This is a genomic window from Mycobacterium vicinigordonae, assembly GCF_013466425.1.
Lineage (GTDB): Bacteria > Actinomycetota > Actinomycetes > Mycobacteriales > Mycobacteriaceae > Mycobacterium > Mycobacterium vicinigordonae.
Map to the genome: position 1 here is coordinate 611,727 of NZ_CP059165.1, position 26,719 is coordinate 638,445.

At 69.1% G+C, this 26,719-nt stretch carries 16 protein-coding genes and 1 pseudogene; 10 read left to right on the forward strand and 7 right to left on the reverse strand.

Annotation, left to right across the window (positions count from 1 at the left end; all coding sequences use genetic code 11):
* Positions 1-247: 247 nt before the first annotated feature.
* Positions 248-2,740, reverse strand: coding sequence for a PGRS repeat-containing protein (locus H0P51_RS02630; RefSeq protein ID WP_425489005.1), 2,493 nt, complete (start codon positions 2,738-2,740; stop codon positions 248-250).
* Positions 2,741-2,743: 3 nt separating this feature from the next.
* A pseudogene (locus H0P51_RS29165) lies at positions 2,744-2,965 on the reverse strand (PE family protein); the annotation flags it as partial.
* A 245-nt stretch (positions 2,966-3,210) separates the two neighbouring features.
* Here H0P51_RS29165 and H0P51_RS02635 point away from each other — a divergent pair.
* Positions 3,211-4,368 carry a CoA transferase gene (locus H0P51_RS02635; RefSeq protein WP_246398352.1) on the forward strand — a complete coding sequence of 386 codons (1,158 nt, stop codon included), beginning with the start codon at positions 3,211-3,213 and terminating at the stop codon, positions 4,366-4,368.
* The gene (locus tag H0P51_RS02640; protein ID WP_180916512.1) at positions 4,362-5,663 is read left to right on the forward strand and encodes an amidohydrolase family protein; all 1,302 of its coding nucleotides are present in this window, start codon (positions 4,362-4,364) and stop codon (positions 5,661-5,663) included. Before H0P51_RS02635 ends, H0P51_RS02640 begins: the two co-directional genes overlap by 7 nt.
* Here H0P51_RS02640 and H0P51_RS02645 read toward each other — a convergent pair.
* On the reverse strand, positions 5,648-6,556 hold the full coding sequence (locus tag H0P51_RS02645; RefSeq protein ID WP_180916513.1) for an alpha/beta hydrolase: 909 nt from the start codon (positions 6,554-6,556) through the stop codon (positions 5,648-5,650). The two genes, H0P51_RS02640 and H0P51_RS02645, sit on opposite strands and share 16 nt — an antisense overlap.
* Positions 6,557-6,944: 388 nt before the next feature.
* On the opposite strand from H0P51_RS02645, the gene H0P51_RS02650 reads away from it, so the two are divergent.
* The 6 genes from H0P51_RS02650 (at position 6,945) to H0P51_RS02675 (ending at position 18,812) form a co-directional block, all read left to right on the forward strand.
* Entirely contained in the window at positions 6,945-8,144 is a 1,200-nt protein-coding gene (locus H0P51_RS02650) for an alpha/beta hydrolase (protein WP_180916514.1), read from the forward strand.
* Positions 8,145-8,187: 43 nt separating this feature from the next.
* Positions 8,188-9,597, forward strand: a complete 1,410-nt coding sequence (locus H0P51_RS02655; protein WP_180916515.1) for a WS/DGAT/MGAT family O-acyltransferase — start codon at positions 8,188-8,190, stop codon at positions 9,595-9,597.
* A gap of 75 nt (positions 9,598-9,672) precedes the next feature.
* Positions 9,673-10,449, forward strand: coding sequence for a crotonase/enoyl-CoA hydratase family protein (locus H0P51_RS02660; protein ID WP_180916516.1), 777 nt, complete (start codon positions 9,673-9,675; stop codon positions 10,447-10,449).
* A 186-nt stretch (positions 10,450-10,635) separates the two neighbouring features.
* Complete coding sequence (locus tag H0P51_RS02665) at positions 10,636-16,908, forward strand: PE family protein (protein ID WP_246398354.1); 6,273 nt, start codon at positions 10,636-10,638, stop codon at positions 16,906-16,908.
* Positions 16,909-17,025: 117 nt separating this feature from the next.
* Complete coding sequence (locus tag H0P51_RS02670; protein WP_180916517.1) at positions 17,026-18,519, forward strand: class I adenylate-forming enzyme family protein; 1,494 nt, start codon at positions 17,026-17,028, stop codon at positions 18,517-18,519.
* Positions 18,516-18,812, forward strand: a complete 297-nt coding sequence (locus H0P51_RS02675) for a hypothetical protein (protein ID WP_180916518.1) — start codon at positions 18,516-18,518, stop codon at positions 18,810-18,812. Before H0P51_RS02670 ends, H0P51_RS02675 begins: the two co-directional genes overlap by 4 nt.
* Before the next feature lie 7 nt (positions 18,813-18,819).
* On the opposite strand, the gene H0P51_RS02680 is transcribed toward H0P51_RS02675, so the two are convergent.
* On the reverse strand, positions 18,820-20,358 hold the full coding sequence (locus H0P51_RS02680) for a PE family protein (RefSeq protein ID WP_425489006.1): 1,539 nt from the start codon (positions 20,356-20,358) through the stop codon (positions 18,820-18,822).
* Between the two features lie 341 nt (positions 20,359-20,699).
* Between H0P51_RS02680 and H0P51_RS02685 the strand changes: the two genes are divergently transcribed.
* Complete coding sequence (locus H0P51_RS02685) at positions 20,700-22,556, forward strand: PE family protein (RefSeq protein WP_180916519.1); 1,857 nt, start codon at positions 20,700-20,702, stop codon at positions 22,554-22,556.
* Between the two features lie 5 nt (positions 22,557-22,561).
* Here the strand turns inward: H0P51_RS02685 and H0P51_RS02690 are convergent, their stop codons facing one another.
* Positions 22,562-23,164: a TetR/AcrR family transcriptional regulator gene (locus H0P51_RS02690; RefSeq protein ID WP_180916520.1), complete on the reverse strand. Its 603-nt coding sequence runs from the start codon at positions 23,162-23,164 to the stop codon at positions 22,562-22,564.
* 303 nt (positions 23,165-23,467) lie between these two features.
* Between H0P51_RS02690 and H0P51_RS02695 the strand changes: the two genes are divergently transcribed.
* Entirely contained in the window at positions 23,468-24,247 is a 780-nt protein-coding gene (locus tag H0P51_RS02695) for a crotonase/enoyl-CoA hydratase family protein (RefSeq protein ID WP_180916521.1), read from the forward strand.
* A gap of 122 nt (positions 24,248-24,369) precedes the next feature.
* Here H0P51_RS02695 and H0P51_RS02700 read toward each other — a convergent pair whose 3' ends face one another.
* Both H0P51_RS02700 and H0P51_RS02705 read right to left on the reverse strand, forming a co-directional pair.
* The gene (locus H0P51_RS02700; RefSeq protein WP_180916522.1) at positions 24,370-25,839 is read right to left on the reverse strand and encodes an aldehyde dehydrogenase; all 1,470 of its coding nucleotides are present in this window, start codon (positions 25,837-25,839) and stop codon (positions 24,370-24,372) included.
* Between the two features lie 97 nt (positions 25,840-25,936).
* Positions 25,937-26,704: a class I SAM-dependent methyltransferase gene (locus tag H0P51_RS02705; RefSeq protein ID WP_180916523.1), complete on the reverse strand. Its 768-nt coding sequence runs from the start codon at positions 26,702-26,704 to the stop codon at positions 25,937-25,939.
* Positions 26,705-26,719 lie beyond the last annotated feature (15 nt).

Consider the following 26,719-nt stretch of genomic DNA (forward strand, 5'->3'; position numbering starts at 1 on the left):
CTATTAGGACACGACCTCTGAGGTCGTGTGCAGTCCCCCGGTCATGATGATCGGCCAAGCCGATACGAACCATAGCTTGTTTTACGTGTGTACAAACCTAAATCGTGAAAAAGGCGCTTAACTCATCCAAATAGTCCGGTGAAGTGGCTCATATCACACTTCAGCAAGGCTTAAAGCGCATTGACACCACCAGGTTCGCTGTTCCTGTGGGCCATGGGCGTCCGGAGGTACCGGGATCAGCTACGTGTCAGCCAGTAGGTCCTGTCGCACCGGGTTGGCCGAAGATCCCGCCGCGGCCACCGCCGCCGCCGGTCCCCCCGGCGCCATCCGGCGAACCCTTACCCCCGGCGCCGCCCGCACCGCCGCTCCCGCCATTGCCAATGAAGGTCGCGTTGCCGCCGGTGCCGCCGCCCCCGCCGGGTCCGCCGACGTTGGTGTTGAGGTTCTCACCGCCGGCGCCCCCGGCCCCGCCTTGGCCACCGCTGCCGAAGATAAATCCACTATTGCCGGCCGCACCGCCGTGCCCGCCCACCGCGCCGGCGCCAGCGGCGTTGCCCCCGGTACCGCCCGCTCCGCCGGCGCCACCGGCGCCGCCATTGCCCAGCAGCAGCGTCGACGCGCCGAGGCCGCCTGCCCCGCCGGCCCCGCCGGCCTTACCAAGCGCGCCAATGCCGCCGTCGCCGCCGGTGCCGCCCGCCGCGCCATTGCCATAGATGAATCCGCTGGCACCGGCATTACCGCCCCGCCCACCGGCACCGGCCGCCGAGCTGGACCCGGCCTGCCCACCGTGCCCCCCGTGTCCGCCTGCTCCACCGCTGCCAAGCAGCACCGCCCTGCCGCCGGTCCCGCCGGCCCCACCGCCACCGCCGGTAGCACCGCCGTTGCCACCGCTACCGCCGGCGCCGCCATGACCCCAAATCCAGCCCGCGTCGCCGCCCACGCCACCGCCGCCGCCGTCACCGGAACCAAGGCCGCTGCCACCGGCCCCGCCGTGGCCGCCAAAGCCGAATAGCAGTCCGGCGTCGCCGCCATTACCGCCGTACCAGCCGTTTCCGTCCGCAATTGTCGCGACGCCATTGCTGCCGGTGCCGCCGTGGCCGCCGTTGCCGAGCAGCCAGGCCCTGCCGCCGTCACCGCCGTTGGACGGTAGTTCGACGCCGCCGTCGCCGCCGTTTCCGCCGTTGCCGAACAGCAAGCCGCCGTTGGCCCCGGGGTGACCCGTGCCGCCGTCTCCGCCGTTGCCGATCAGCAGACCCGCACGGCCGGCCGTGCCGCCGATGACGCCATTACCGCCGTTCCCACCATTGCCCAGCAGATAGGCATTACCGCCGCCGCCGCCAATCCCATCTCCGATGCCCGAGACGCCGGCTCCGCCGCTGCCGCCGTAGCCGCCGTTGCCGTAGAGCAACCCGCCGTTTCCGCCGTTCGCGCCGTTGCCGGTCACGCCGCCGCCGGTGGCGCTGCCGCCGCTGCCGCCGTGGCCGCCGTGGCCGATGAGCCAGGCACTCCCGGCGGTGCCGCCGCTACCGGCGGCGCCGGTGGCGAAGGTAGTAGAACCGCCATCGCCGCCGGATCCGCCCAAACCGAACAGGAATCCTGCATTGGCGGCGGTTCCTCCGGCGCCGCCGTAGCCACCCACGCTGGAGCCGCCGGATCCGCCGTTACCGCCGTTGCCGAGCAGCCAGGCGGTCCCACCCGACCCGCCCGCGCCGCCGTTGCCGTTGCCGCCGAAGCTGTTGCCGCCCGCCCCGCCGGCTCCGCCGCTGCCGAGCAGCACTCCGGCGGTGCCGCCTGCCCCGCCGGCGCCGCCAAAGCCGCTCATGCTGTTGCCACCTGCACCGCCGGCGCCACCCATGCCGATCAGCCAGGCCGCGCCGCCGTCGCCGCCCGCGCCAGCGTTGGCGGCCACGCTGGTGCCGCCGGCCCCGCCGTGCCCGCCGTTGCCCAGCAGCCACGCGTTTCCGCCGACCCCGCCGGCGCCACCGGCCCCGGCACCGGTGGCGTTGCCGCCGTTGCCGCCAGCTCCCGCGTTACCCAAGAACAATCCGTTGCCGCCGTCACCGCCTGCGCCGGCCGCCCCAACGCCAGTGGCGTCACCGCCCTGACCGCCGGAACCGGCGGTGCCCAGCAGCCATCCGGTACCGCCGTCGCCGCCGCTCCCACCGGCTGCGCCGGTACCGCCACCGCCGCCGCCACCACCATTTCCCCACAACAGCCCGGAACTTCCGCCGTCCCCACCGGCGGCACCGGCGCCGCTCACGCTCGATCCGCCGCCCCCGCCGGCTCCACCGCTGCCGATCAGCCTGGCGCTACCGCCAAGTCCACCGATGCCGCCATAGCCAGAGCCCGTGCTGGCCCCGCCCGCGCCACCGGCACCACCGTTGCCCCACAGCCATCCGCCGTTGCCACCGGCGCCACCGGCGCCCGCGGAGCCGTTCGCGGAGTTTCCCCCGATGCCGCCTGCCCCGCCGTTGCCGATCAGTCCGGCCGAGCCGCCGGCCCCACCGGCCTGGCCGGCCGCGCCGGAGCCGCCCTTGCCGCCGTTTCCATACAGGTAACCGCCGGGTTTGCCGGCTGCACCGGTCCCGTCGGCACCATTGGCGCCATCGCCGATGAGGGGGCGGCCGAACAGAGTATTGGTAGGCCAGTTGATCACGTCGAGCAACGGCTGCAGGGGGGAGGCGGCCGCGGCTTCGGCGAGGGCATAGGAGTTTGCGCTCGCCGACAGTGTCTGGACTATCCGGCTGTGAAAGTCCGCAGCTTGGGCGCTTAATGCCTGGTAGGTCTGGCCGTGATCGGCGAAGAGCGCCGCGATGGCCGTGGACACCTCGTCTTGAGCGGCGGCGACCAGGTAGGTGGTCGAGGACGCCGCGGCGGTGTTCGCCGTTTCCAGCGCAGTCTGCAGGCCAGCCAGATTTGACGCCGCGACCGTCAGCGCCTCTGGCGCTGCGAGGAGATAAGACATTCGGGAACCGTCCTAGGTCTCGACCGTTGAGGTCGTGGTTCAAGTCCCCCGGTCATGCTGCTCGGCTAAGCCGATACGAACAATAACCCGTTTTTGGTCTCAACAGACTGAATTTCTGTCAAATTCGCATGAACCATGCAGATAGTTTCTGCACATCGGTGCTCGCCGTACCCTGGTCGGTTGCCGATGGGACCCACTATCGGCCCCGTTTCCGGCCCGCCTGGACGGCGCGCAACCATGGAGGGGTGAGGTCGCAGCGCGCCAACGCGGAATGGACCGGGGCGTGGGCGAAAAGCGGGTTGGCCTACCTGACGGGGCCGCCCGACGGTGCCCCCGATTTCTCTCGTGCATGCGTGCTCGAACGGGCCCAGCGGATCGCCCCTGATGCGGCCACCCTGCTCACCGGCCGGGCCGGGCTGCTGGGGCTGACCCGCGGCGGCCGGGTATCGGCCGGTGGCGCCACCCGGCTGCTCGAGTGCCGCGATGGCTGGTGCGCGATCACCCTCTCACGCCCCGATGATGTGGCTGCGCTCTCGGCGCTGCTATGCGACGACGACGTTCCCGACGATCCGTGGCCGGTCCTACGGCGCTGGGCGGAACGGCTCCCGATGGCCGAGATCGTCGAGCGCGCCGAACTACTCGACATCCCCGCGGCCGCCCTGGGCGAGGCCACCGCGGCAGCACCGGTGCGACGCCGGATCAGCGCACCAGCGCCGGCGCGCCCGGCGGCCGGTTTGTTGGTGGCCGACCTGTCCTCGTTGTGGGCCGGTCCGCTGAGCGGGTACCTGCTGGCCCGGGCAGGCGCGACCGTCATCAAGGTGGAAAGCCCGCGCCGGCCCGACGGCACCCGCGCCGGCGAGCACGCCTTCTTTGACTGGATCAACGCGGGCAAACTGTCCTGCTGCCTGGATTTCGACCGACAGGCCGACGAGCTGCGCGAGCTGCTGACGCTCGCCGACATCGTGATCGAGAGTTCGCGCCCCGACGGGTTGCTGCGACGCCACCTGGGGCCCGACGATCTGCGCTCGCGGGCGGGCCGGATCTGGGTGCGCATCCGCGGCCACGATTCCCGACGGCCGGCCTTCGGGGACGACGCGGCCGTGGCCGGTGGTCTGGTTGGTCGTGGTCCGGTGTTCTGCGGCGACGCGATCGCCGACCCGTTGACCGGACTCGAGGTATTCCGCTCGGTGACCGAATCGCTGTCGCGTGGTGGCGGTGAGCTGATCGAGGTCTGCATGGCTGCCGTCGCGGCGACGTATGCCGCGCTACCCACCGGGCCGGCGGTGCTAGAGCTGCCGGCGCCCGCGCCGTCCGCCCCGCCCGTCGTCGGCAAGGCCGCCGCCCTCGGTGCCGATAACGATGCGGTGCGGAACCTGGTCGCGAAAAGGCGTTGTCCATGTTGATCCAGCGGGCCACATTGCTGGACGGGTCCGATGTCGATATCCGGGTCGGCGCGCGAGTCGAGGAGGTAGGGCGGGGCCTATCACCACGGCGCGGGGAAGGTGTACTGGACGCTGGCGGGGGAACGGTGCTGCCCGGGCTGCACGACCACCACGTGCACCTGCGTTCGGCGGCCGCGGCGCTGGATTCACTGTCGGTCGGCCCGCCGGCGGTACACACCAAAGAACAGTTGGCGCACGCATTGTCGACGGCCGTGCCAGGCCCGGACGGCTGGATCCGCGCCGTCGGTTACCACGAGTCGGTCGCCGGAGAGCTAAACCGGGCCACCCTGGACGCCGTGTTGGCCAACATTCCAGTGCGCATTCAGCACCGCAGCGGGGTGCTGTGGATGCTCAATTCCGCCGCGCTGGGGCGGGTCGGGCTTGCCGCGCATCCCGATGGCCGCCTGCGCAGCGCCGACCCGTGGTCGCAGGTGCTGCAGCAGCGCGAAACTGATCTGGCCGAGCTGAGTCGGCGCATCACCGCAACAGGCGTCACCGGTGTCACCGACGCCACTCCGGATGTTGATGCCGCAGAACTGATCTCGCTGATGATGGCGCACCGCAGCGGAGAGTTCCGGCCTGGCATCCGGCTATTGTCGCCCGGTAAGCGGATCCTGCATGACGATGGTCTGGATCTGGATGCGCTGGCGCAGTGGATCGGTGAGCGGCACGCGCTGGGCCAGCCGGTCGCCGTGCACTGCGTGACAGCGGCCCAACTCGTCGTGACCATCGCGGCGTTGCGCATGGCCGGCAGCCACCCATTCGATCGGATCGAACACGCCGCCGTCGTCCCCGACGACACCATCGCGGATTTGGCCGATTTGGGTGTCACCGTGGTGACACAGCCCAATTTCGTTGCCGAGCGCGGTGATCAGTACCTGACGGACGTCCCCGCGCATGAGCATGATCAGTTGTGGCGGGTCGCGTCGCTGGTGGATGCGAAGATCCCGGTTGCGTTCTCGACGGACATGCCATTCGGGAACGGCGACCCATGGACGGCGATGCGGGCGGCCGTTTCGCGAGCCACGCGCAGCGGCGCTGTCCTGAACGCGGGCGAATGTGTGTCGGGGCGAACGGCTTTGACGATGTTTTTGGGCTGGCCAGATCGGCCGGACCGGCCGCGCACGGTCGAGATCGGGGAGCCAGGCGATCTGTGCGTGCTCGCCGAACCGCCCGCCGTAGTGCTGTCCGAGTTGGATGCCACACTGGTGGCGGCTACCCTGATCAGGGGTGAAATCGTCTATTTCGCAATGTGATTCGTCAGAGCGGGCCGCAAGGCATCGCACTGCATCGCGAAGAACTGTTGTGAGATGCCGACTTTCGGGGCCACCAGGTCGAAGCCGTGAAATGCGCCAGGAATTGTTTGGAGTTGGCAGGGTACGCCGGCTTCGGTGAGCCGCCGTGCGTATTCGATGTCCTCGTCGTGGAACAGGTCGTGAGTTCCGACGCCGATCCAGGCCGGCGGCAACCCGCTCAGATCGCCGCGCCGCGCCGGGACCGCGACCGCTGGGTCGGCGCTGCCCAGATACGAGGTCCAGCCGAAGCGGTTGGCTACCGGGTCCCACAACCGGAAATTCGGATTGGCCGGCGCTGCGGCGCTGCGGTCGTCGAGCATCGGGTAGACCAGCAGCTGAAAGGCGGGCGTGATCTCGCCACGGTCGCGGGCCAGCAGCGCCAGCGCTGCCGCCAGGCCGCCGCCTGCACTGGCCCCGCCGATGGCTACCCGGTCGCGGTCCACCGCGGGGAGTGCGGCCATCCACTGCAGCACGGCATAGCAGTCCTCGAGCGGCGCGGGATAAGGGTGCTCGGGGGCTAGCCGGTACTCGACTGATGCCACGGTGATGCCCAGCCGCCTGCTGAACCCCAGGCACAGCTGGTCGTCCTGTTGCGCTGAGCCCAGCACGTAGCCGCCGCCGTGGATCCACAGCAGTGCTGGGCCCGGCTCGGCGGCGTTGAGGGGGCGGTATAGCCGCGCGCCCGCACCGGACGGCAGGGTCAGTACCTCGACGCCTTTGGGTGTCCGGCCCAGCCGGGTGCGCAGCCCCATCAGGGCGCGCATTAGCGGCAACGTGCGGGGGCTGGCCAGCCGAGCCGGGGCAAATCGCGCAATATGGCGCAGATCTGGGTGGAAGTCTGCGGTGCCTGTCATGGGACCAGTATCCAAGTCGCCGACCGGCAGCTATCAGACGGGTGTTCCGCCGACCGGCACTTGGACGAATTCTGTTGTTCAACAGCAGATTTCGTAGGCCGCCTGTCGCGCAGATGGCGGTTCTGATAGACCGGTATTGTTGCACCGCAACAGGTTTGGCTAATTTATGCGGAACGTAACGGAGGTCGTCGTCATTGTGTTGTCCGTACTGCGAGGCGGCCCGATGAACAGGGAGCCGTTCGACGGCATCGCTGGCAAATATAAGAATGACCGTGATTAGGTAAATTAACCCGTGAAGCAAGCTCGTCGACACGGGCTTTCGTGCCGACTGCTCGCAAACCCGAGAATTGCTGGGTTATTACCGGCCGGTAGGGGTACGCTCCCCTCCATGGCGGCGACTGGACAGTCCAAATCCTGCGCCAAGTGGATGTTGCGGGCGGGGCCCGCGGACTACCTGCTGGCACTCAGTCGTGCGGGGGCGTCGCTACCGGTGATCGGAAAGCATCTCGAACCCCTGGGCACCGTCACCGCGATGAGCGTGTGGGGCATGCGCTTCGCACCCGAACTGATGTCCGCCACCGCCAAGGGCCGGCTCGCCCCCGGCAGCGCCGAGGTGCGGCGCCGCGAACGGGAGAGCACTAACGACGTCTCGGTCGCCGCCCTGCGCGGGACCGTCTCGCCCGAGGAACTGGAGCAGCAGTGGCCGGCCGCCGACCGTAGGCCGCCGTTCTGGGAGGCGCTGCGACGCAGCAAGTACCTGCACCGCCGCGGCGTGCACTACGGCGACAACCCCGCCCAGACGCTGGACGTGTGGCGGCGCAAGGATCTGCCTGCCGAACCAGCGCCGGTGCTGATCTTCGTGCCGGGCGGCGCCTGGGTGCACGGCAGTACGGCCATGCAGGGCACCGCCCTGATGTCGCGGCTCGCCGAGCAGGGCTGGGTGTGCCTGGCAATCAACTACCGGGTGTCGCCGCACAACCGCTGGCCCCGCCACATCACCGACGTCAAGACCGCCATCGCCTGGGCGCGCGCCAATGTCGACAAGTTCGGCGGCGACCGCAGTTTCGTCGCGGTCGCGGGATGCTCAGCCGGCGGTCACCTGGCCGCGCTGGCCGGCCTCACCGACGACGACCCGAATTACCAGGCGAAACTGCCCGAGGGCGCCGACAGTTCGGTGGACGCGGTGGTCGGCATCTACGGCCGCTACTGCTGGGAGGACCGCTCCACGCCTGAGCGTGAACGGTTCGTCCAGTTCCTCGAGCGGGTGGTGGTCCAGCGTTCGATCGCCCGCAATCCCGACGTGTTCCGCGCCGCTTCGCCGATTGCGCGCGTGCACCGAAATGCGCCGCCGTTCTTGGTGATTCACGGCAGCAGGGACAACGTGATCCCGGTGGCGCAGGCGCGGAGCTTCGTCGAGCGGCTGCGGTCGGTGTCGACGTCGCTGGTCAACTATGTGGAGCTGCCCGGTGCCGGTCACGGCTTCGATATGACCGACGGCCCCCGGGCCGGCGCGATGGCCCACGCCACCGCCCTGTTCCTCAATCAGGTGCACCGCACCCGGACGCAGTTCGCCAAAGAGGTTATCTGAGGGCGGGCCGATTGTAGGGTCGCGCTATGGGTAGGGGACTGCGGTGAAACGGCTCACCGGCTGGGATGCGGTGTTGCTGTACAGCGAAACGCCGAACGTGCACATGCACACCATCAAGGTCGCCGTCATCGAACTCGACGCGGGCAGTCGCAACTTCACCATCGACGCATTCCGCCAGGTCATTGCGGGCCGGATGGACAAGCTGGTCCCGCTCGGCTACCAGCTGATCGACGTGCCGTACAAGTTCCACCACCCCATGTGGCGAGAGAACTGCGAGGTCGACTTCGAGTACCACGTGCGGCCGTGGCGGTTGCCGGCGCCGGGTGGGCGCCGCGAACTCGACGCGGCGATCGGGGAGATCGCCGGCACTCCGCTGGATCGTGCCCACCCGCTATGGGAGATGTATTTCGTCGAGGGTCTGGCCAACGACCGGATCGCGGTGGTGCTCAAGATCCATCACGCTCTGGCTGACGGCGTTGCGTCGGCGAATCTGATGGCCCACGGCATGGATCTGATGCCGACGCCGCAGTCCGACTCGTACCAACCCGATCCAGCGCCTACCAAACGGGAGCTGATGAGCACGGCATTTGTCGACCATTTGCGGCACATCAGGCGCATCCCGGGAACCGTCGCCTACACCGCGCAGGGTATCCGCCGGGTGCGACGCAGCTCGCGCAAGCTGTCGCCGGAACTCACCCGGCCGGTCGACCCGCCGCCGTCGTTCATGAACCACTTGCTGACCCCGGAACGCAGGTTCGCCACCGCGACGCTGGCGCTGGCCGATGTGAAGGAGACGAGCAAGAAGCTCGGGGTGACGATCAACGACATGGTCCTAGCGATCTCCAGCGGCGCACTGCGTAGCTTGCTGTTGCGTTACGACGGCAAGGCTGAGCCGCTGCTGGCGTCGGTGCCGGTGGCGTACGACTTCTCCCCGGAACGGATCTCCGGCAATCACTTCAGCGGGATGATGGTCGCGATTCCGACCGATGTCGACGACCCGCTGCGCCGGGTGCAGGCCGCGCACGACAACGCGGTCTCGGCCAAGGAGAGCCACCAGTTGCTGGGGCCGGAACTGATCAGCCGCTGGGCGGCGTACTGGCCGCCGACTGCTACCCAGGCCATGTTCCGGTGGCTGTCGAGCCGGGATGGGCAGAACAAGGTGCTCAACCTGAACATCTCCAATGTTCCGGGTCCCCGCGAGCGTGGACGGGTGGGGGGCGCGCTGGTCACCGAGATTTATTCGGTTGGGCCGCTGACCGCGGGCAGTGGTTTGAACATCACCGTGTGGAGTTACGTCGATCAGCTCAACATCTCGGTGCTGGCCGATGGTGCGACGCTCGACGACCCGCACGAGGTTACCGCGGCGATGATCACGGATTTTGTCGAGATACGCAGGGCGGCAGGGCTTTCCGAGGAGCTGACGGTGGTCGCCGAGGCGATGCCCCAAGCTTGACGACGGCCTGGCCCCGCCCAGGTTTACACCCACCGGTCGGTTCGTCACGCGGCGTGACCGTTACCATCTCGCTTTGTGAGCGACGAAGCTGCTGAATCCGAAGTCCTGGTCGAACAGCGCGACCGGATCCTGGTCATTACCATCAACCGCCCCAAAGCCAAGAATGCCGTTAATTCCGCGGTGTCCCACGGGCTGGCCGACGCCATGGACCGGCTCGACGGCGATGCCGGACTGTCGGTGGCCATCCTGACCGGTGCGGGTGGTTCGTTTTGCGCGGGCATGGACCTCAAGGCCTTCGCCCGCGGCGAGCTACCCATCGTCAAAGGCCGTGGCATGGGGTTCACCGAGCGCCCGCCGGAGAAGCCGCTGATTGCCGCGGTAGAGGGCTATGCGCTGGCTGGTGGCACCGAGCTCGCGTTGGCCACGGATTTGATTGTGGCGGCAAAGGATTCGGCGTTCGGGATCCCGGAGGTCAAGCGCGGCCTGGTGGCCGGCGGCGGGGGATTGCTGCGGCTGCCCGAGCGTATCCCGTACGCGATTGCCATGGAGTTGGCGCTGACCGGTGACAACCTATCCGCCGAGCGCGCGCATGAGCTGGGTCTGGTGAACGTGCTGGCCGAGCCGGGCGGAGCGCTGGACGCCGCGCTCGCGCTGGCCGAGAAGATCGCTGCCAACGGCCCTCTCGCGGTGGCGGCGAGCAAGAAGATCATCGTGGAGTCTCGCGGTTGGAGCCGCGACTCTATGTTCGCCGAGCAGACCAAGATCCTGGGTCCGGTCTTCGCCTCCAACGACGCCAAGGAGGGTGCGATCGCGTTCGCGGAGAAGCGCCCCGCGAAATGGACCGGCACCTAAGCCGAGCAGACGCAAAAGCCCCGTGGAGCACAAGCTCCACGGGGCTTTTGCGTCTGCTCGGCGGTACTTGGCGTCTGCTCGCGTTGCGGTCGAAATCGGTCAAATGACTCTAGCTGGATCGAGAGGGTCGGCCACATAATCCCCTTTTCGACCAATTTCTGCTGTCGGCGGTAAGGGGAACTCAGCGTGTCGTCTCTTGTGGTTGTGTCGCCGGAAGCGCTGGAGTCGGCGGTAGGGGACATAACCGGGGTGGGTGTGCGGGTGCGTGATGCGGTCGCAGCCGCAGCGTCGGCAACGTCGGCGGTGGTCCCGGCTGCCGAGGACGAGGTGTCAGCCGCTATTGCCGCCTTGTTCGGTGGTCATGGTGAGCAATTTCAGGTGGCCAGCGCCCGCGTGGAGGCATTTGGCCAGCAGCTTGCGCGGGCGCTGGAGCAGTCAGGAGCGGCCTACGCAGCGGCGGAGGCGGCCAGTGTAAATCCGCTGCAGGCTATCCAGGACGGCGTGCTTGGGGTGTTGAACGCGCCCACGGAGATATTGGTGGGGCGCCAGCTGATCGGCAATGGGGCTAATGGGGCGCCGGGAACTGGGCAAAACGGCGGTGATGGCGGGCTTTTATGGGGCAATGGCGGAAACGGTGGCTCCGGGGCCGCGGGTAAGGCCGGTGGCAATGGCGGAAATGCGGGGTTGATCGGCAACGGGGGTGCCGGAGGTGCCGGGGGCGTGGGCGTGGCTGGGACTCCGGGCTTGACCGGGTTGGCCGGTACTGCCGGCGGCGTGGGCGGCGTGGGAGGTAATGGCGGCCGCGGCGGGTTGTTGTGGGGCAACGGCGGTGCTGGCGGGGTCGGCGGCGTCGGGGGTGTGGGCGGTGCAGGAGGCGTGGGTACTGCGGGTGCGGCGGGGGTGGTTGGCGTCGATGGCGGTGTGGGGGGAGCGGGTGGCACCGGTGGTGACGGGGCGGTTGGTGGCAAGGGTGGTGCGGGCGGTGTCGGGGGGGCGTCGGGGTGGTTCGGGCACGCGGGAGCCAATGGTGACGGGGGCAGCGGTGGACAGGGCGGAAATTCGGGAGCCGGTGGCATGGGGGGTGCGGGCGCGGCCGGCACGGCGTTGTCTCCCGACGGTGGTGACGGTGGGATGGGCGGGGATCCCGGCAAGGTGGGTGCCGGTGGGGCGGGAGGTGCCGCCGGTGGTGCGGGGGCCAGCGACGGGGGTGCGGGCGCGGCGGGAGTGATCACCCCTGGTGGCGACGGCGGTAGGGGCGGTGACGGGTATAGCGGCGATGCGCTGACCACCGGGAATGGTGGCAACGGAGGACATGGCGGTTTGTACGGGGCCGGCGGTAGGGGCGGCAATGGTGGTAACAGCTCCGATGGAACCGGTGGCAGAGGCGGTTTCGGCCGCGATAGCGGAGCCTACGGCGCCCTCGGTGGAGCGGGGGGCGACGGGGGCACGGGCGTGGTGGGGGGTCACGGCGGCGGCGGTGGCAGTGGCTACAACTATGGGAGCGGCGACGCTGCCGGCGGGATGGGCGGGGCCGGTGGCTTCGGTTCTAACGGCGGCGGTGACGGCGGTGACGCGGGCAACGGCTACACCTATGGCACCGGGGCCGCTACCGGCGGGAACGGCGGGGCTGGCGGGGCGAGCGGCACCGGCGTCGGTGGCCATGGGGGCGCGGGCGGTGGCGCCTATACCCAAAACAGTGCGTCGACGGCCACCGCGCGGGGCGGCACTGGTGGTACGGGTGGTGACGGTGCTACCGGTGGTCAAGGTGGCGACGGCGGTGTTGCCTCAGTTGTTCAGGGCAGCAGCTCGTCATTGGCTATCGGAGGGACCGGCGGTGGGGGCGGTAACGGCGCGAATGGCGGCGGTGCGGGCGGCGTTGGGGGTGCTGCGTACAACTACGGGTTGGGTAATGCCACGGGTGGTGCCGGTGGCACCGGTGGCATGGGTGGTGTGGGTACCGGTGGTAACGGTGGTGCTGGTGGCACCGCCCTGATCAACAACGGGGCTTCTGCGGGTGCGGCTGTGAGTGGGGCCGGGGGCCACGGTGGGGCGGGCGCTGTAGGTGGCAACGGCGGCGACGGTGGGCAGGTGTCGTCGAACGGTGTCGGCGCTGTGACCGGTGGCAATGGGGGTGCCGGCGGGACGGGCAGCACGGGTGTTGGTGGGCACGGCGGGGCCGGCGCCAATGCCGAGATCGACAACGTTGCCTCCACCGGGACTGCCACCGGCGGCAACGGCGGGGCCGGTGGCTCGGGGGTCACCGGCGGCGACGGTGGAAACGCCGGTGCCGGCACTAACAAGGGCCTGGGCGCCGCGGTGGGCGGTGTCGGTGGGGCCGGCGGGAACGGTTCGACCGGCAAAGGAGGCAATGGCGGCCTGGGCGGTGTCGGCAACATCTTCAATGCGAATTCCGTGGCGGCGGCCGTCGGTCGAGCCGGTGGGGCCGGCGGGGCCGGAGACACCGGTGGTGACGGCGGTGTGGGCGGCTATGCGTACAACGCCGGGACGGGCAGCGTGACGGGTGGCGTCGGCGCTGACGGGGGCGACGGTGTCAGCGGCGCGGGTGGTAACGGCGGGGACGGTGGGGCCGTGTTCGTCGCAAACGCGGCTTCGACGGTGAATCCGGTCGGCGCTGCGGGCGGGGCCGGTGGTAATGGGGCTACCGGTGGTAACGGCGGTGGTGGTGGCACCGCCGTAGTCATTCTGAGCAGTGGCACGGCCACCGGCGGTGTGGGCGGTGCCGGGGGTTACGGCAACAGCGGGGCCGGTGGTGTGGGTGGCTACGGCGGCGTGGCGTACCAGGAAGCGACCGGAAGCGCGATCGGCGGAAACGGAGGTGCTGGTGGTGGCAGTGCCACCGGCGTCGGCGGGGCCGGCGGTATCGGCGGAGGGGGGGTAGTCGACGGCGTCACTTCGCTGGGTGCGGCGACGGGCGGGGTCGGCGGGCACGGTGGTGACGGCGCGACTGGCGGCGGGGCCGGCGGCGCTGGGGGTCAGGCGTTCCACTTCGGGTTGGGTAATACCACGGGTGGTGCCGGCGGCGACGGTGGTAGCGGTGGTGTGGGTACCGGTGGTAACGGTGGTGCTGGTGGCACCGCCCAGATCAACAACGGGGCTTCTGCGGGTGCGGCTGTGAGTGGGGCCGGGGGCCACGGTGGGGCGGGCGCTGTAGGTGGCAATGGCGGCGACGGTGGGCAGGTGTCGTCGCACGGTGGCGGTGCTGTCACCGGTGGCAATGGGGGTGCTGGCGGGACGGGCAGCACGGGTGTTGGTGGGCACGGCGGGGCCGGCGCCAATGCCGAGATCGACGACGTTGCCTCCACGGCGACGGCCACCGGCGGCAACGGTGGGGCCGGTGGCGCGGGTGCCAGTGGCGGCGGCGACGGTGGAAACGCCGGTGCCGGCACTAACAAGGGCCTGGGTGCCGCGGTGGGCGGTGTCGGTGGGGCGGGCGGGGCCAGCCAGTCCGGTACCGGAGGCCATGGCGGCCTGGGTGGTGTCGGCAGCATCTTTAATGCGAATTCCGTGGCGGCGGCCGTCGCTGGAGCCGGTGGGGCCGGTGGGGCCGGAGACACCGGTGGTGACGGCGGTGTGGGCGGCTATGCGTACAACGCCGGGACGGGCAGCGTGACGGGTGGCGTCGGTGGTAACGGGGGCGACGGTGTCAGCGGCGCGGGTGGTAACGGCGGGGACGGTGGGGGCACGTTTGTCTCAAACGCGGCTTCGACGGTGAATCCGGTCGGCGCTGCGGGCGGGGCCGGTGGTAACGGGGCTACCGGTGGCAACGGCGGTGGCGGTGGCACCTCCGTTGTCTACCTGGGTAGTGGCACGGCCACCGGTGGTGTGGGCGGTGCCGGGGGTTACGGCAACAGCGGGGCCGGTGGTGTGGGTGGCTACGGCGGCGTGGCGTACCAGGAAGCGACCGGAGGTGCGATCGGCGGAAACGGAGGTGCTGGTGGTGGCAGTGCCACCGGCGTCGGCGGGGCCGGCGGCATCGGTGGAGCGGCGCAGATCGACGGCGTCACTTCGCTGGGTGCGGCGACGGGCGGGGTCGGCGGGCACGGTGGTGACGGCGCGACTGGCGGCGGGGCCGGCGGCGCTGGGGGTCAGGCGTTCCACTTCGGGTTGGGTAATACCACGGGTGGTGCCGGCGGCGACGGTGGTAGCGGTGGTGTGGGTACCGGTGGTAACGGTGGTGCTGGTGGCACCGCCCTGATCAACAACGGGGCTTCTGCGGGTGCGGCTGTGAGTGGGGCCGGCGGCCACGGTGGGGCCGGCGCTGTAGGTGGCAACGGCGGCGACGGTGGGCAGGTGTCGTCGAACGGTGTCGGCGCTGTGACCGGTGGCAATGGGGGTGCCGGCGGGACGGGCAGCACGGGTGTTGGTGGGCACGGCGGGGCCGGCGCCAACGCCGAGATCGACAACGTCGCCTCCACCGGGACCGCCACCGGCGGCAACGGTGGGGCCGGTGGCGCGGGTGCCAGTGGCGGCGGCGACGGTGGAAACGCCGGTGCCGGCACTAACAAGGGCCTGGGCGCCGCGGTGGGCGGTGTCGGTGGGGCCGGCGGGAACGGTACGACCGGCAACGGCGGCAACGGCGGCAGCGGAGGCGACGGCAGCATCTCGAATTCTGGTTCGACGGCGAAGGCTGTCGGTGGCGCCGGTGGCGGCGGCGGATCGGGAGACACCGGCGGCAACGGTGGCGCTGGCGGGTCCGGAAACAACTTCGGAACGGGGGCAGTCGCCGGCGGGGTCGGCGGAGATGGCGGCTTTGGCAATGTCTTCGCTGGTGGTAAAGGGGGCCAAGGTGGTAGCACGCTTACCTCAAACGTTGCCTCCACAGTGAACGCGGTCGGTGCTACCGGCGGGGCCGGTGGTAACGGGACGATCGGCGGCAATGGCGGTGCAGGCGGCGACGCCGTAGTCACGCTGGGCAACGCCACGGCTACTGGTGGTGAGGGCGGAACCGGGGGGTATGGAAGCAGCGGGTCCGGTGGCATTGGCGGCAACGGCGGCGGCGCGGACCAGAAGGCCTCCGGGGATGCCATCGGTGGCAACGGAGGTGCCGGTGGTGGCAGCGCCACGGCGCTCGGCGGGGCCGGCGGTAACGGCGGAGCGGGGGTGGTCGACGGCGTCACCTCGCCGGGGGCGGCGGCGGGCGGTCTCGGCGGGCACGGTGGTGACGGCGCGCATGGCGGCGGGGACGGCGGCAGCGGGGGTGGTGCATCGAACTACGGATTGGGCGATGCGAACGGCGGGATCGGTGGCGCCGGTGGCATGGGTGGTGTGGGGACCGGTGGTAACGGTGGTGCCGGTGGCACCGCCCAGATCAACAACACTGCTTCTGCGGGTGCGGCTGTGAGTGGGGCCGGCGGCCACGGTGGGGCCGGCGCTGTAGGTGGCAACGGCGGCGACGGTGGGCAGGTGTCGTCGAACGGCGTCGGCGCTGTGACCGGTGGCAATGGGGGTGCTGGCGGGACGGGCAGCACGGGTGTTGGTGGGCACGGCGGGGCCGGCGCCAACGCCGAGATCGACAACGTCGCCTCCACCGGGACCGCCACCGGCGGCAACGGCGGGGCCGGTGGCGCGGGGGTCACCGGTGGCGACGGTGGACACGCAGGCGATGCCACAAACTTCGGATTCGGGGCCGCGGCCGGTGGTGTTGGTGGGGACGGCGGGGCAGGCGCGACCAGCCCTGGCGGCCAGGGCGGGCTCGGCGGTGACGGTGGTAGCGGGACTGTGCGCAACACCAATTCCATGGCGTCGGCTACCGGAGGGGCCGGTGGCGGCGGCGGGTCCGCGGATACTGGCGGCAACGGTGGCGCTGGCGGGTCCGGAAACAACTTCGGAACGGGGGCAGTCGCCGGCGCGGCCGGTGGCGCGGGCGGCAATGGTGTCACTGGCGCTGGCGGCAACGGCGGCGAGGGCGGTGGCTCGTACGTGCAAAACGCGGCGTCGCAGGTGAACCCGGTCGGCGCTACCGGTGGGGCCGGTGGTGACGGTGCGACCGGCGGCAACGGTGGGACAGGTGGCATCGCGTCGGTTGTCAATGGGAACGCCACGGCTACCGCTGGTAACGGCGGAGCCGGCGGGCACGGTAGCAACGGGTTCGGCGGCAACGGCGGCTCGGGCGGAACGGCCTTCCAGTTTGGCTTCGGCGGCAGTTCCGGACATGCGACGGGTGGTACCGGCGGACATGGCGGTACGGGCACCGCCGGAGGTGGCGCCGGCGGAGTTGGTGGCGATGCCTACAACTACGGGGCCGGAGTGGCCAACGGCGGAACGGGCGGTGGCGGCGGCAACGGCCTGAATTCCGGGTCGTCCGGTGGCAACGGTGGCAACGGCGGCAACGGCAGCACCTCGACCGGTAACGGTGTCGGCGGAACCGGCGGTAAGGGTGGCACCGGCGGACCCGGCGGCGCCGACGGTCACGACGGCCAGGACGGAATAGGCACTTAGTCGCGACCCCTCATCCCGCAGCCGATGAGATATCGGGAGGTCGGGCACAACTGGATGGACCCAGCGCGGGCGGATTACACTCTCTTGCTACCTTGTAACGATGTTCAGGGGCCGTGAATGAGTGTTTCGCTGCTTCTCGAGATGGCCCTGTCGGGCAATCCGGACCGCACCGCCGTCGTCTCCGAGGATCTTCGGCTGACCACTGGGCAGCTCAGCGACCTCGCCGACGGTGGCGCCGGGGTGATCGCCGCGTCGGGTGCCCGGCACGTCGTGTACATCGGCACTGGCGGCGCCATGCTGCCGCTGCTCATCTTTGCCACCGCCCGTGCCGGGCTGGCCTTCACCCCGATCAATTACCGGTTGTCCGCCGACGGCATCCAGGCGCTGATCGACCGGCTGCCGGACCCGCTGGTGATCGCAGACGAGCGATACCGGGACATGCTGGGCGAGCGCAACAAGCGCGTGCTGCTCTCCGGCGAGTTTCTGGCCGCCGCAAAGGCCGCCGAGCCTGCCGCCGAGTTCCCCGACCCGGACGCGGTCGGGGTCGTGCTGTTTACCTCGGGCACCACTTCGGCGCCTAAGGCCGTCGAACTCACCCACAACAACCTGACCAGCTATGTCACCGGGACCGTCGAATTCGATTCCGCCGCACCCGAAGACGCCGCGCTGATCTGCGTGCCGCCCTACCACATCGCTGGGGTCGGCGCCGCATTGTCCAACCTGTACGCCGGCCGGAAGATGGTGTATCTCCCCAACTTCGACGCACACGAGTGGGTGCGGCTGGCCAAGTCCGAGCGAGTCACCACCGCAACCGTGGTGCCCACCATGCTGGACCGCATCGTCACCGTGCTCGAGGACGGCGGGCACCAGCTGCCGGCACTGCGCAACCTGGCCTACGGCGGGTCGAAGGTGAGTCTGCCGCTGGTCCGGCGCGCCCTGGAACTGTTGCCGGGCGTGGGATTCGTCAACGCCTACGGGTTGACCGAGACCAGCTCGACGATCGCCGTGCTCACCCCTGACGATCACCGCGAGGCGCTGTCGGCTACTGATGCAGCCGCCATCCGGCGGCTGGGATCGGTGGGACGGCCGGTGCCCGGCATCGAGATCCAGATCCGTGACGAGGACGGCAACGTGCTCGGGCCCGGGCAGACCGGCGAGCTGTTCGTGCGCGGCGAGCAGGTGTCGGGTCGCTACACCGGAATCGGTTCGGTACTCGACGCGAACGGCTGGTTCCCCACCAAGGACATCGCCATGCTCGACGAGGACGGCTACCTGTTTATCGGTGGCCGCAGCGACGACACCATCATCCGCGGCGGCGAGAACATTGCGCCCGCCGAGCTTGAGGAGGTGCTGGTCGAGCACCCGCACGTGCGCGATGTCGCTGTGGTGGGCGTCGAGGACGCGCAGTGGGGTCAGGCGATTGTCGCGGTGGTGGTACCGCGCGGGGGCGTCGAGCCCGACCCGGAGGAGTTGCGGGAGTTCGTCCGGAAGAGTTTGCGGGGGTCGCGCACGCCGGACCGAGTGGTGTTTCGCGACGAGCTGCCAACGACCCCCACCGGCAAGATCCTTCGCCGGGAGATCATCGAAGAGTTAGCAGGGACACAATCATGATCAAAAACGGAACGCGCCTCGCCAGCCAGGTATGCGACACCCAGATCATCGTGGTGCGCAGCGCCGATAGCCTTGACGACTTGCGTTGCGGCGGAGTGCCGATGGTCCAGATGGACGCCCAGCGGTCCGGCGAGCTCGACCCCGCGTTCGCCGACGGCAGCGTGATGGGCAAGCGCTACGTCGACGAGTCCGGCGCCGAGGTGCTGGTCACCAAGCCCGGTGCGGGCAGCCTCAGTGTCGGCGACACCAAGCTTTCGCTCAAAGAGGTCAAGCCGCTGCCGGCCAGCGACTGAGACCTGGCTAGACGTTGCCTGGCAGACCGTTTGCCCCGGGCAGCCCGAGCAACAGACCGCCGATGCCGCCTTGTCCGGCAATGTCGGTTGTGAAATAGGCGTTGCCACCGGTACCGCCGTTGCCGAGGAGCTGGGCGTTGCCGCCATCTCCAGCTCTGGACAGGGGAAACGGAGCGCCTGTCACGCGGGCGCTTCCAACGTCCCCGCCGGCACCGCCACTGCCGATCAAAGCGGAGTTTCCGCCGCGGCCGCCGCCGCCGCCTGATGTCGCGCCCGATCCCCCATTGCCGGCGTCGCCGCCGTTGCCGAACAGCCCCAGGGCGTGACCGCCCGTACCGCCGATGCCGCCTCGACTGTTGATTGATTGCCCGCCGATGCCACCATGCCCGCCATTGCCGAACAGGCCTATCGCATTGCCGCCAGCACCGCCGGCACCACCTGCTTGGTTATAGGACTGCTGTCCGCCAGCGCCACCAGCACCGCCGTCGCCGAACAGCCGACCACCGGTTCCGCCGGTGCCGCCGTCTCCGGCATGCACACCGAAGAAGTGGGACGCTCCGCCCGTCCCGCCGGCACCGCCGTTTCCGATCAGCCCGGCGCTACCGCCGCTGCCGCCGTGCTGGTCGACGCTGCCGGTACCGCCGGCGCCGCCGGCGCCGATCAGCATGCCGCCGGCGCCACCGTTGCCTCCGACGTTTCCTACCGTGCCTACGCCCGCGGCGCCCCCAGCGCCGCCGTGGCCGTAGATCACGCCGCCGTGGCCGCCCTGCCCTCCGGAGCCTCCGACACCGCCACTGATTGCGTCGCTGTTTGTCCCGCCTCCACCGCCGGTGCCGCCGCTGCCGAATAATCCAATCGCGTCGCCCCCGGCGCCGCCGGACGCGGCGGCGCCGGCAGCAGCGGCGATCCAGGGACCTCCGGCGCCGCCGTTACCGCCGTTGCCAAACAACAGTCCTCCGGTTCCGCCGCGGCCTCCGTCGGCCCTGCCGACTGTGGATAAGATTCCGCCTGCGCCACCGTTGCCGCCGTTACCGATCAGCCCGGCCGCCCCGCCGTTGCCGCCCGACTGGTTTGGTGCGCCTGTCCCGCCGTTACCGCCATTGCCGAATAGCAACCCGCCGGCGCCACCGTTTTGCCCGGTTCCTGGCGCGCCGTCGGTGCCGTTGCCAATCAACGGCCGCTGTAGCAGCAGTTGGGTGGGGGCGTTGATGACGTTGAGGATCTGTTGCTGTATGACCTGCCACGGGTTGGCCGTGGCTGCGGCGTTGACTGCCTCGGCGCCGGCATAGGCTGCCCCGCTGGCGTTCAGGGCCTGCACGAATTGCTGATGAAACGCCGCCGCCCGGGCGCTAAGGGCTTGATAGTCCAGGGCATGCGACCCGAACAGTGCCGCCGCGGCTGTTGACACCTCGTCTTCGGCGGCGGCCAGGACTTGTGTCGTGGCTAGTTTCGCAGCCGAGTTGGCTTGGCCGATCGCCGACCCGATATCGGTCAGATCCCTTGCCGCCGTTGACAATACTTCCGGAAACACGAACAAATCAGAAATTGGAAACCTCCGGCTTGCGTGCGATTCTTGGGCGGTCACTCGACGCATCGCCGAGCCGTGCGCTAGGACCCAGCGTACGTCCGTTAACGCAGCCATTTGTCAGAATCAAACAAAATGCCGATGTGCTCACCAGCGCGTCGCTTACCGTCAGCGGGGCGCGTTACCCTCGCGCGACGCTCGGCTGCTCCACACCCATGCCGCCGTCGCCCAAACAGAGGAGGGTTGGCGGTCACCCATTTGGGTAATAAATCCATTTTGCCGTGCGGCCCCGCGACCTCGTTTTACGCTCAGTGGCAGGGCGCAATCTCTGGGTGGCTCGCAACGAAGCGAGGGAGGCGGACATGTCCTACGTTGTCGCGGCAACGGATCTGCTGGAAGTGGCAGCATCGGATTTAGCCGGCATCAACACTGTCTTGGCAGAAGCGGCATCGGCGGCAGCGGTGCCCACGACGGGTGTGATACCAGCTGCTGCCGACGAAGTTTCGCAGGCGTTGGCCGCCCTGTTCGGAAATTTCGGCCGGCAATACCAGCTGATGAGTGCGCAGGCGCAGACGTTCCACGCGCAGTTTGTGGCGATGATGAACTCCGGCGCGGGCGCGTATGTCTCCGCCGAGCTAGCCAATGCCGGGCAGGCGATCGCCAATGCGGTCGTTGCCCCGGTGCAGTCGCTGCTCGCCGGCGGCCTCTCGGGAGGCGGCTCCGCGGGGTCGGCCGCAGGCGGCGGCAGCGGCTTGCTGGGCGGGTTACTCGGCGGCACGACCGGTGTCAGCGCGATGGACGGCGTTCTCGGCGGGTTGACCGGGGGCAGCGGAGGTTTGACGGGGATCAGCGCCGGACTCGGCGGTATCGGCACTTCGGTCGGAGGCCTGTTGGGCGGCGTGACCCCGAGCACTGGCGGGCTGACCGGCATCACCGCCGGCCTCGGCGCCACCATCGGCAACGCCGTCAGCGGGTTGACCGGCGCCGGCACGAGTCTGGGTGGTCTACTCGGCGGCGGCACTGGCCTGGGTGGTCTACTCGGCGGCAGCACTGGCCTGGGTGGGCTGCTCGGCGGGTTGACCGGCGGCACCGGCAACATCGGCTCGTTGCTCGGCAACCTAAGTGGCGGCTTGAACGGCGTCGTCACCTCGATCGGCGGTGCGCTGAGCTCGCTGGGCAACATCGGATCGGTGACCGGGTTTTTGAACTCAGTCCCTGGCCTGCTGGGCACGATCAACAACCTGGGTGCGCTGGGGGCGAACCTGCAGAACACACTGGCCAGCCTGCTGCCCGGATTGCCGACTTCCCTTGCGGGCTTGGAGAATTCGCTGTCGGGCCTGGTGAATTCGCTGTTCCCGAACCTGGTCAACGTCAATTTTGGCAACATGGGCCCGGTGTTCACCGGCCTTTTCGGCCCGTACGAGCAACTGTTCTACAACACCGTCACCAACCTGCAAGCTCTGGGCGCCGACTGGCTGGCCAACCCTTTCCCATTCCTGCGTCAGTTCGTGGCCAACCAGATTGGCTACGGGCAGACCATCCTGACCGCTCTGCAGACCGGGAACTACGCGCCGGTGTCGGCGATACCGGGCAAGATCGCGACGAACTTCGGCAACGTGGTGCACACTGTGACCGACATTTCCGTCAAGTCGACCGTGGATGTGCTGACCAGTGGTGGCGCGCCGCTGGCCATCAACAACATGATCGGATTGCCGTTGGTGGCGGGCGCAGCAGTGATCGGGCCGCCGGCCGCCGCGTTCCAGGCGGCCCAGGGCGCGGCCACAGCCTTCATGAGTGCGGTGCAGGCCGGCGACGGTGCGGGCGCCTTCGCCGCTGCCTTCGGTTTCCCTGCCACCGTCCTGGACGGCTTCCTCAACGGTCACGCGGTGTTCCCGTACTCGCTGAATTTGGGGCAGATCACCTGGCCGGTATCAAACCTGCTCGGGATACCTCTCAATGCGCTGGTGAACGTCACCGCCGTCGCAAATCTCCCGCTGGACGGGTTGCTCGTCCAACCTGGCTACTACCCGTTGTCGGTGACGCTGACCACCCTGGCGAATCCACTCGTTCCGCCGATTGGCCTAAACGTCGGTGCCGGCGGCACGCCCTTCAGCGGGCTGCTTCAGTTGCTGATCAACTACACGCCGCAGCAATTGGCCGTGGCGGTCGGCGCGCCCACCTCGCCACCGCCGTTCATTTCGATCCCGCTGCCATTCTGAGTCGCTCAGTCCGCTTTGCGGGCCACGAATTCCCGTGCCTTAACCAGGAATTCGAGCTGGTCGCCGACGTCTCGCAACGGGGCTGTGCTGCGTGTGGAGCGGCACAGCATGATGGCGCCCTCCAGCGCGGCGATCGACGTCACCGCCAGTGACGTCGCGTCGCGCTCCTCGAAGCCGTCGGCGACGAACGCGCGGGCCATCGCCGCGCACCACCGGCCCAGGATGTCGCCTGCCGCGGTCTTGAGTTCGAGTTCGTCGTCCGCCGAGCCCAGTGCGGCCGCCGCGACTGGGCAACCGGCGGTGAAGTCGCCTTCGGTCAGTTGGTGTTCCCAATGTCTGACGAACTCGCGCAGCAACACTCGCGCGCCGCGGTCGGCGGCCCGGTCGATGACCGCGGTGATCGAGTCGCCGGAGTAGCGCAGCGCCTCGGCGAGGATCTGGTTGCGGCCGTCGGGGAAGTGGTAGTAGACCGATCCGCGCGGGGCACCGCTGCGGGCGAGCACCGAGTCGATGGTGACCCCGGCGGCGCCACGTTCGCGCATCACCTGGGCGGCGCTGACCAACATTTTGTCCCTGGTGCCACCGCGTTTGGTGGGGACGGGCGTCATGCCGCGTGCGAGGGCTCGGGGGCGGGGCCGGCGACCGGCCAGTGCTGGTGGCGCGGACGGAGTCGACGACGTCGCAGGTCGGGCATCTCACGCGTGAATCGGAGGCCGGCGATGTTGAACTCGATGACCCACATTGGTCTCTCCTGGCGCTTTTTACAGGCCCGTGGCATGCCTGTGAATATGTTAAGAAGCATATTCGACGGCTGATTAGTAAGCAAACACTCGCTGCTCACGTGTGATCTAGCCCACCTACATAATTATGTAGTATTGCATAACACATACAGCTGCGGTTCACTCGTATGCATGACCACCGTGACCCTGGAGCGGGACGGCCACGTCCTGCTGATCGGCCTGAACCGGCCGGACAAGCGCAATTCCTTCAACCGCGAGATGCTGGCTGAGCTGTCCCGCGCCTACGCTTTGCTGGAGTCCGACGACGAACTGCGCGTCGGGGTGCTCTTTGCCCACGGCGACCACTTCACCGCCGGTCTTGACTTGCTCGACGTGGCACCTGCCATCGCCGCGGGCGGATCCGTGCAGCCCGACGACGGTCGCGACCCCTTCCGGTTGGACGGCCCCTGGCAGACACCGCTGATCGCCGTCGCGCACGGCTGGTGCATGACGCTGGGTATCGAGCTGCTGCTGGCCGCCGACATCCGCATCGCCGCCCTTGGCACCCGGTTCACCCAGCTTGAGGTGCAGCGCGGGATCTACCCGTTCGGCGGTGCGACCATCCGGTTGCCCCGCGAGGCGGGGTGGGGCAATGCCATGCGCTGGCTGCTGACCGGCGACGAGTTCGACGCCACCGAGGCGTATCGCCTCGGGCTGGTTCAAGAGATTGCCGACGATGCTGCGACCGCGCTGGTGCGGGCCCGGGAGATCGCCCAGACCATCGCCGAACGCGCTGCTCCGCTGGGTGTGCGGGCCACTCTCGCGTCGGCGCAGCTGGCCCGCACGCAGGGTGAAGCCGCGGCGATCGAGCGGCTACGGCCTGCCGCTGCCGAACTTTTTGCCAGCGCCGACGCCGCCGAGGGCGTGCAGTCGTTCGTCGAGCGCCGCCGAGCCCGCTTCTCCGGCCGCTAGCTCTCCGTCATCTCGCCCGCTAGCTCTCCACCTCGCCCGTCCACCTCGCCGAGTGTGAACCGTGCGCCGCTCAATCGGCGTGTTGTGCAGCGTAATTCACGCTCGGCGCGGCAACGCGCTTACTACTCGACCGTGTAACCCATCGGCATCAGCACGCTCTTCTGCTGGGTGAAGTGCTCGACGCCCTCGGGTCCGTTCTCGCGGCCGATGCCGGAGTTCTTGTACCCGCCGAACGGGCAGCACGGGTCGAAGGCATACCAGTTGATGGCGTAGGTCCCAGTGCGGATCTGCTCGGAGATCTTGATGCCGCGCGGCACGTCGGAGGTCCACACGCTGCCGGCCAGCCCGTACACCGAGTCGTTGGCGATCTTGATCGCGTCCTCTTCGGTGTCGTAGGCGATGATGCTCAAAACCGGCCCGAAGATCTCCTCCTGGGCGATCGTCATCTTGTTGTCGACATCGGCGAAAACCGTTGGCTGCACGAAGAATCCGTTGTCCAGGCCCTCGGGACGGCCGCCGCCGCAGACCAGCCGCGCCCCCTCCTCGATACCCTTGGCGATGTAACCCTCGACTCGTTCGCGTTGCTTCTCCGAGATCAGCGACCCGATCTGGGCGGCCGGGTCCGACGGCGGCCCCACCGGGAGCGCCTGTACGAAAGCGCTTACCGCGTCCACGATTTCGTCGTAGCGCGATCGCGGCGCCAGGATGCGGGTCTGCCCGACGCAGGCTTGTCCGGTGTTCATGATTCCGGAGAACACCATCATCGGGACGGCAGAGGCCAGGTCGACGTCCTCGAGCACGATGGCCGCCGACTTTCCGCCGAGCTCCAGCGTGCACGGCTTGAGCATGTCGGCGGCACGCTTGCCGATTTCCTTGCCGACCGACGAGCTGCCGGTGAAGGTGAATAGGTCGACATCGGGATTAGAGGTAAGCGCCTGTCCGGTCTCGACGCCGCCGGGAACCACCGAAAGCACCCCTTCTGGCAGGCCGGCGTCGGCGAATACCTGCGCTAATGCGTTGGTGGTCAAAGGTGTTTCGGCGGCAGGCTTGAGTACCACAGTGCAGCCGGCCAGCAGCGCCGGTCCCAGCTTGTTGACTGCCAGGAACAGCGGCACATTCCAGGCCACGATCGCGCCCACCACGCCGATCGGTTCGCGGTGCACGATGGTCTGCCCGTAGGAGCCGTTGCGGATCTCGCGCCACTTGACCTGCTCGACGGCGGGGCCGGAGAAGAAGCTCATCGCCCCCATCGAACCCATCCAGTGCATCGTCTCGATGGTCATCGGCGGCTGTCCGGTCTCGTCGGAGAGCAGCTTGGCGAACAGTTCTTTGCGTTCCTCGAGGAGCTGCTGCGCCTTGGCGAGGACGGCCGCGCGTTCCTGCGGCGGCATGGTAGGCCACGGGCCGTTGTCGAAGGCGGCGCGCGCCGCGGCGACGGCCGCGTCCACGTCGGCGGGCGCGGCCAGCGGGACCTTGCCGACGTACTCACCGGTCGCCGGACAGTGCACCTCGATGACCTGGTCGGTCGACGGTTCGACCCACTTGCCGCCGATGAAGAGTTTGTCGTACTCCGTTGTATCGCTCTTCGTCATGTTCCGCGGATCCTCCTCATTGCTCGCTCAGCATCGTCGCCAGCGGACTCATGCGGGCCACCCTACCCAAGCCGCCGTGAAATTAGAACACGTTGCATTATCGCGGCGACAGGACCAGCACCAGATTGCTCACCAGGAATTCGCGCAGCAGCGGTACCGATGTCACCGGCCACGCCCATCGCGGGTGGTACCGAGGGAAAGTCGCGATCAACGCACCGGTGCTGGCGGCCCAGTCCAAGCCGTCCGCGACGGACACCGCGAACAACGACGACCCGTAGTCGTTTTTCGCTGGATGGCCGTGTTTGCGGGCATACCTGGCGGCCGCCCGGGCGCCTCCGAGGTAGTGCGTCAGGCCCATTTCGTGCCCGCCGAACGGACCCAGCCACACGGTGTAGGACAACACCACCAGTCCGCCCGGCCTGGTCACCCGCAGCATCTCGTTACCCAGCTGCCAGGGCCGCGGCACATGTTCGGCCACATTGGACGACAGGCAGATGTCGACGGCGTCGTCGGCGAACGGCAGCGCCATCCCCGACGCGCGGACAAACGTGCCGGCCCCGCCAACGAAAGTGTGCTCGGCGGCGTGCATTTCGCCGGGGTCGGGCTCCACGCCGAGGTAGCGGACGCCGGCGTCGTTGAACGCGGAAGCGAAGTAGCCGGGTCCGCCGCCGACGTCGAGCAGGCTGGTCCCGGCCAGGTCTCGCCCGGTGACGGCTAGCCACAGGTCCCCGATCAGGGCGACGGTGTCGGCGGCCAGCGCACCGTAGAACCGCGCTGGGTCGGGCTGTTCGTAGCGGAATTTCCAGAGCAACCGCACCGACCGGCGCAGCGTCGCCCGCCGCGCGAAGACGTCGGTGACCGGCATGCGCAAACCCTACGG

Excerpts from the sequence above, each read along its gene's own strand:
- H0P51_RS02640 (WP_180916512.1), top strand. The coding sequence starts at position 4,362 with ATGTTGATCCAGCGGGCCACATTGCTGGACGGGTCCGATGTCGATATC.
- H0P51_RS02645 (WP_180916513.1), bottom strand. The coding sequence starts at position 6,556 with ATGACAGGCACCGCAGACTTCCACCCAGATCTGCGCCATATTGCGCGA.
- H0P51_RS02650 (WP_180916514.1), top strand. The coding sequence starts at position 6,945 with ATGGCGGCGACTGGACAGTCCAAATCCTGCGCCAAGTGGATGTTGCGG.
- H0P51_RS02670 (WP_180916517.1), top strand. The coding sequence starts at position 17,026 with ATGAGTGTTTCGCTGCTTCTCGAGATGGCCCTGTCGGGCAATCCGGAC.
- H0P51_RS02675 (WP_180916518.1), top strand. The coding sequence starts at position 18,516 with ATGATCAAAAACGGAACGCGCCTCGCCAGCCAGGTATGCGACACCCAG.
- H0P51_RS02685 (WP_180916519.1), top strand. The coding sequence starts at position 20,700 with ATGTCCTACGTTGTCGCGGCAACGGATCTGCTGGAAGTGGCAGCATCG.
- H0P51_RS02690 (WP_180916520.1), bottom strand. The coding sequence starts at position 23,164 with ATGACGCCCGTCCCCACCAAACGCGGTGGCACCAGGGACAAAATGTTG.
- H0P51_RS02695 (WP_180916521.1), top strand. The coding sequence starts at position 23,468 with ATGACCACCGTGACCCTGGAGCGGGACGGCCACGTCCTGCTGATCGGC.
- H0P51_RS02700 (WP_180916522.1), bottom strand. The coding sequence starts at position 25,839 with ATGACGAAGAGCGATACAACGGAGTACGACAAACTCTTCATCGGCGGC.
- H0P51_RS02705 (WP_180916523.1), bottom strand. The coding sequence starts at position 26,704 with ATGCCGGTCACCGACGTCTTCGCGCGGCGGGCGACGCTGCGCCGGTCG.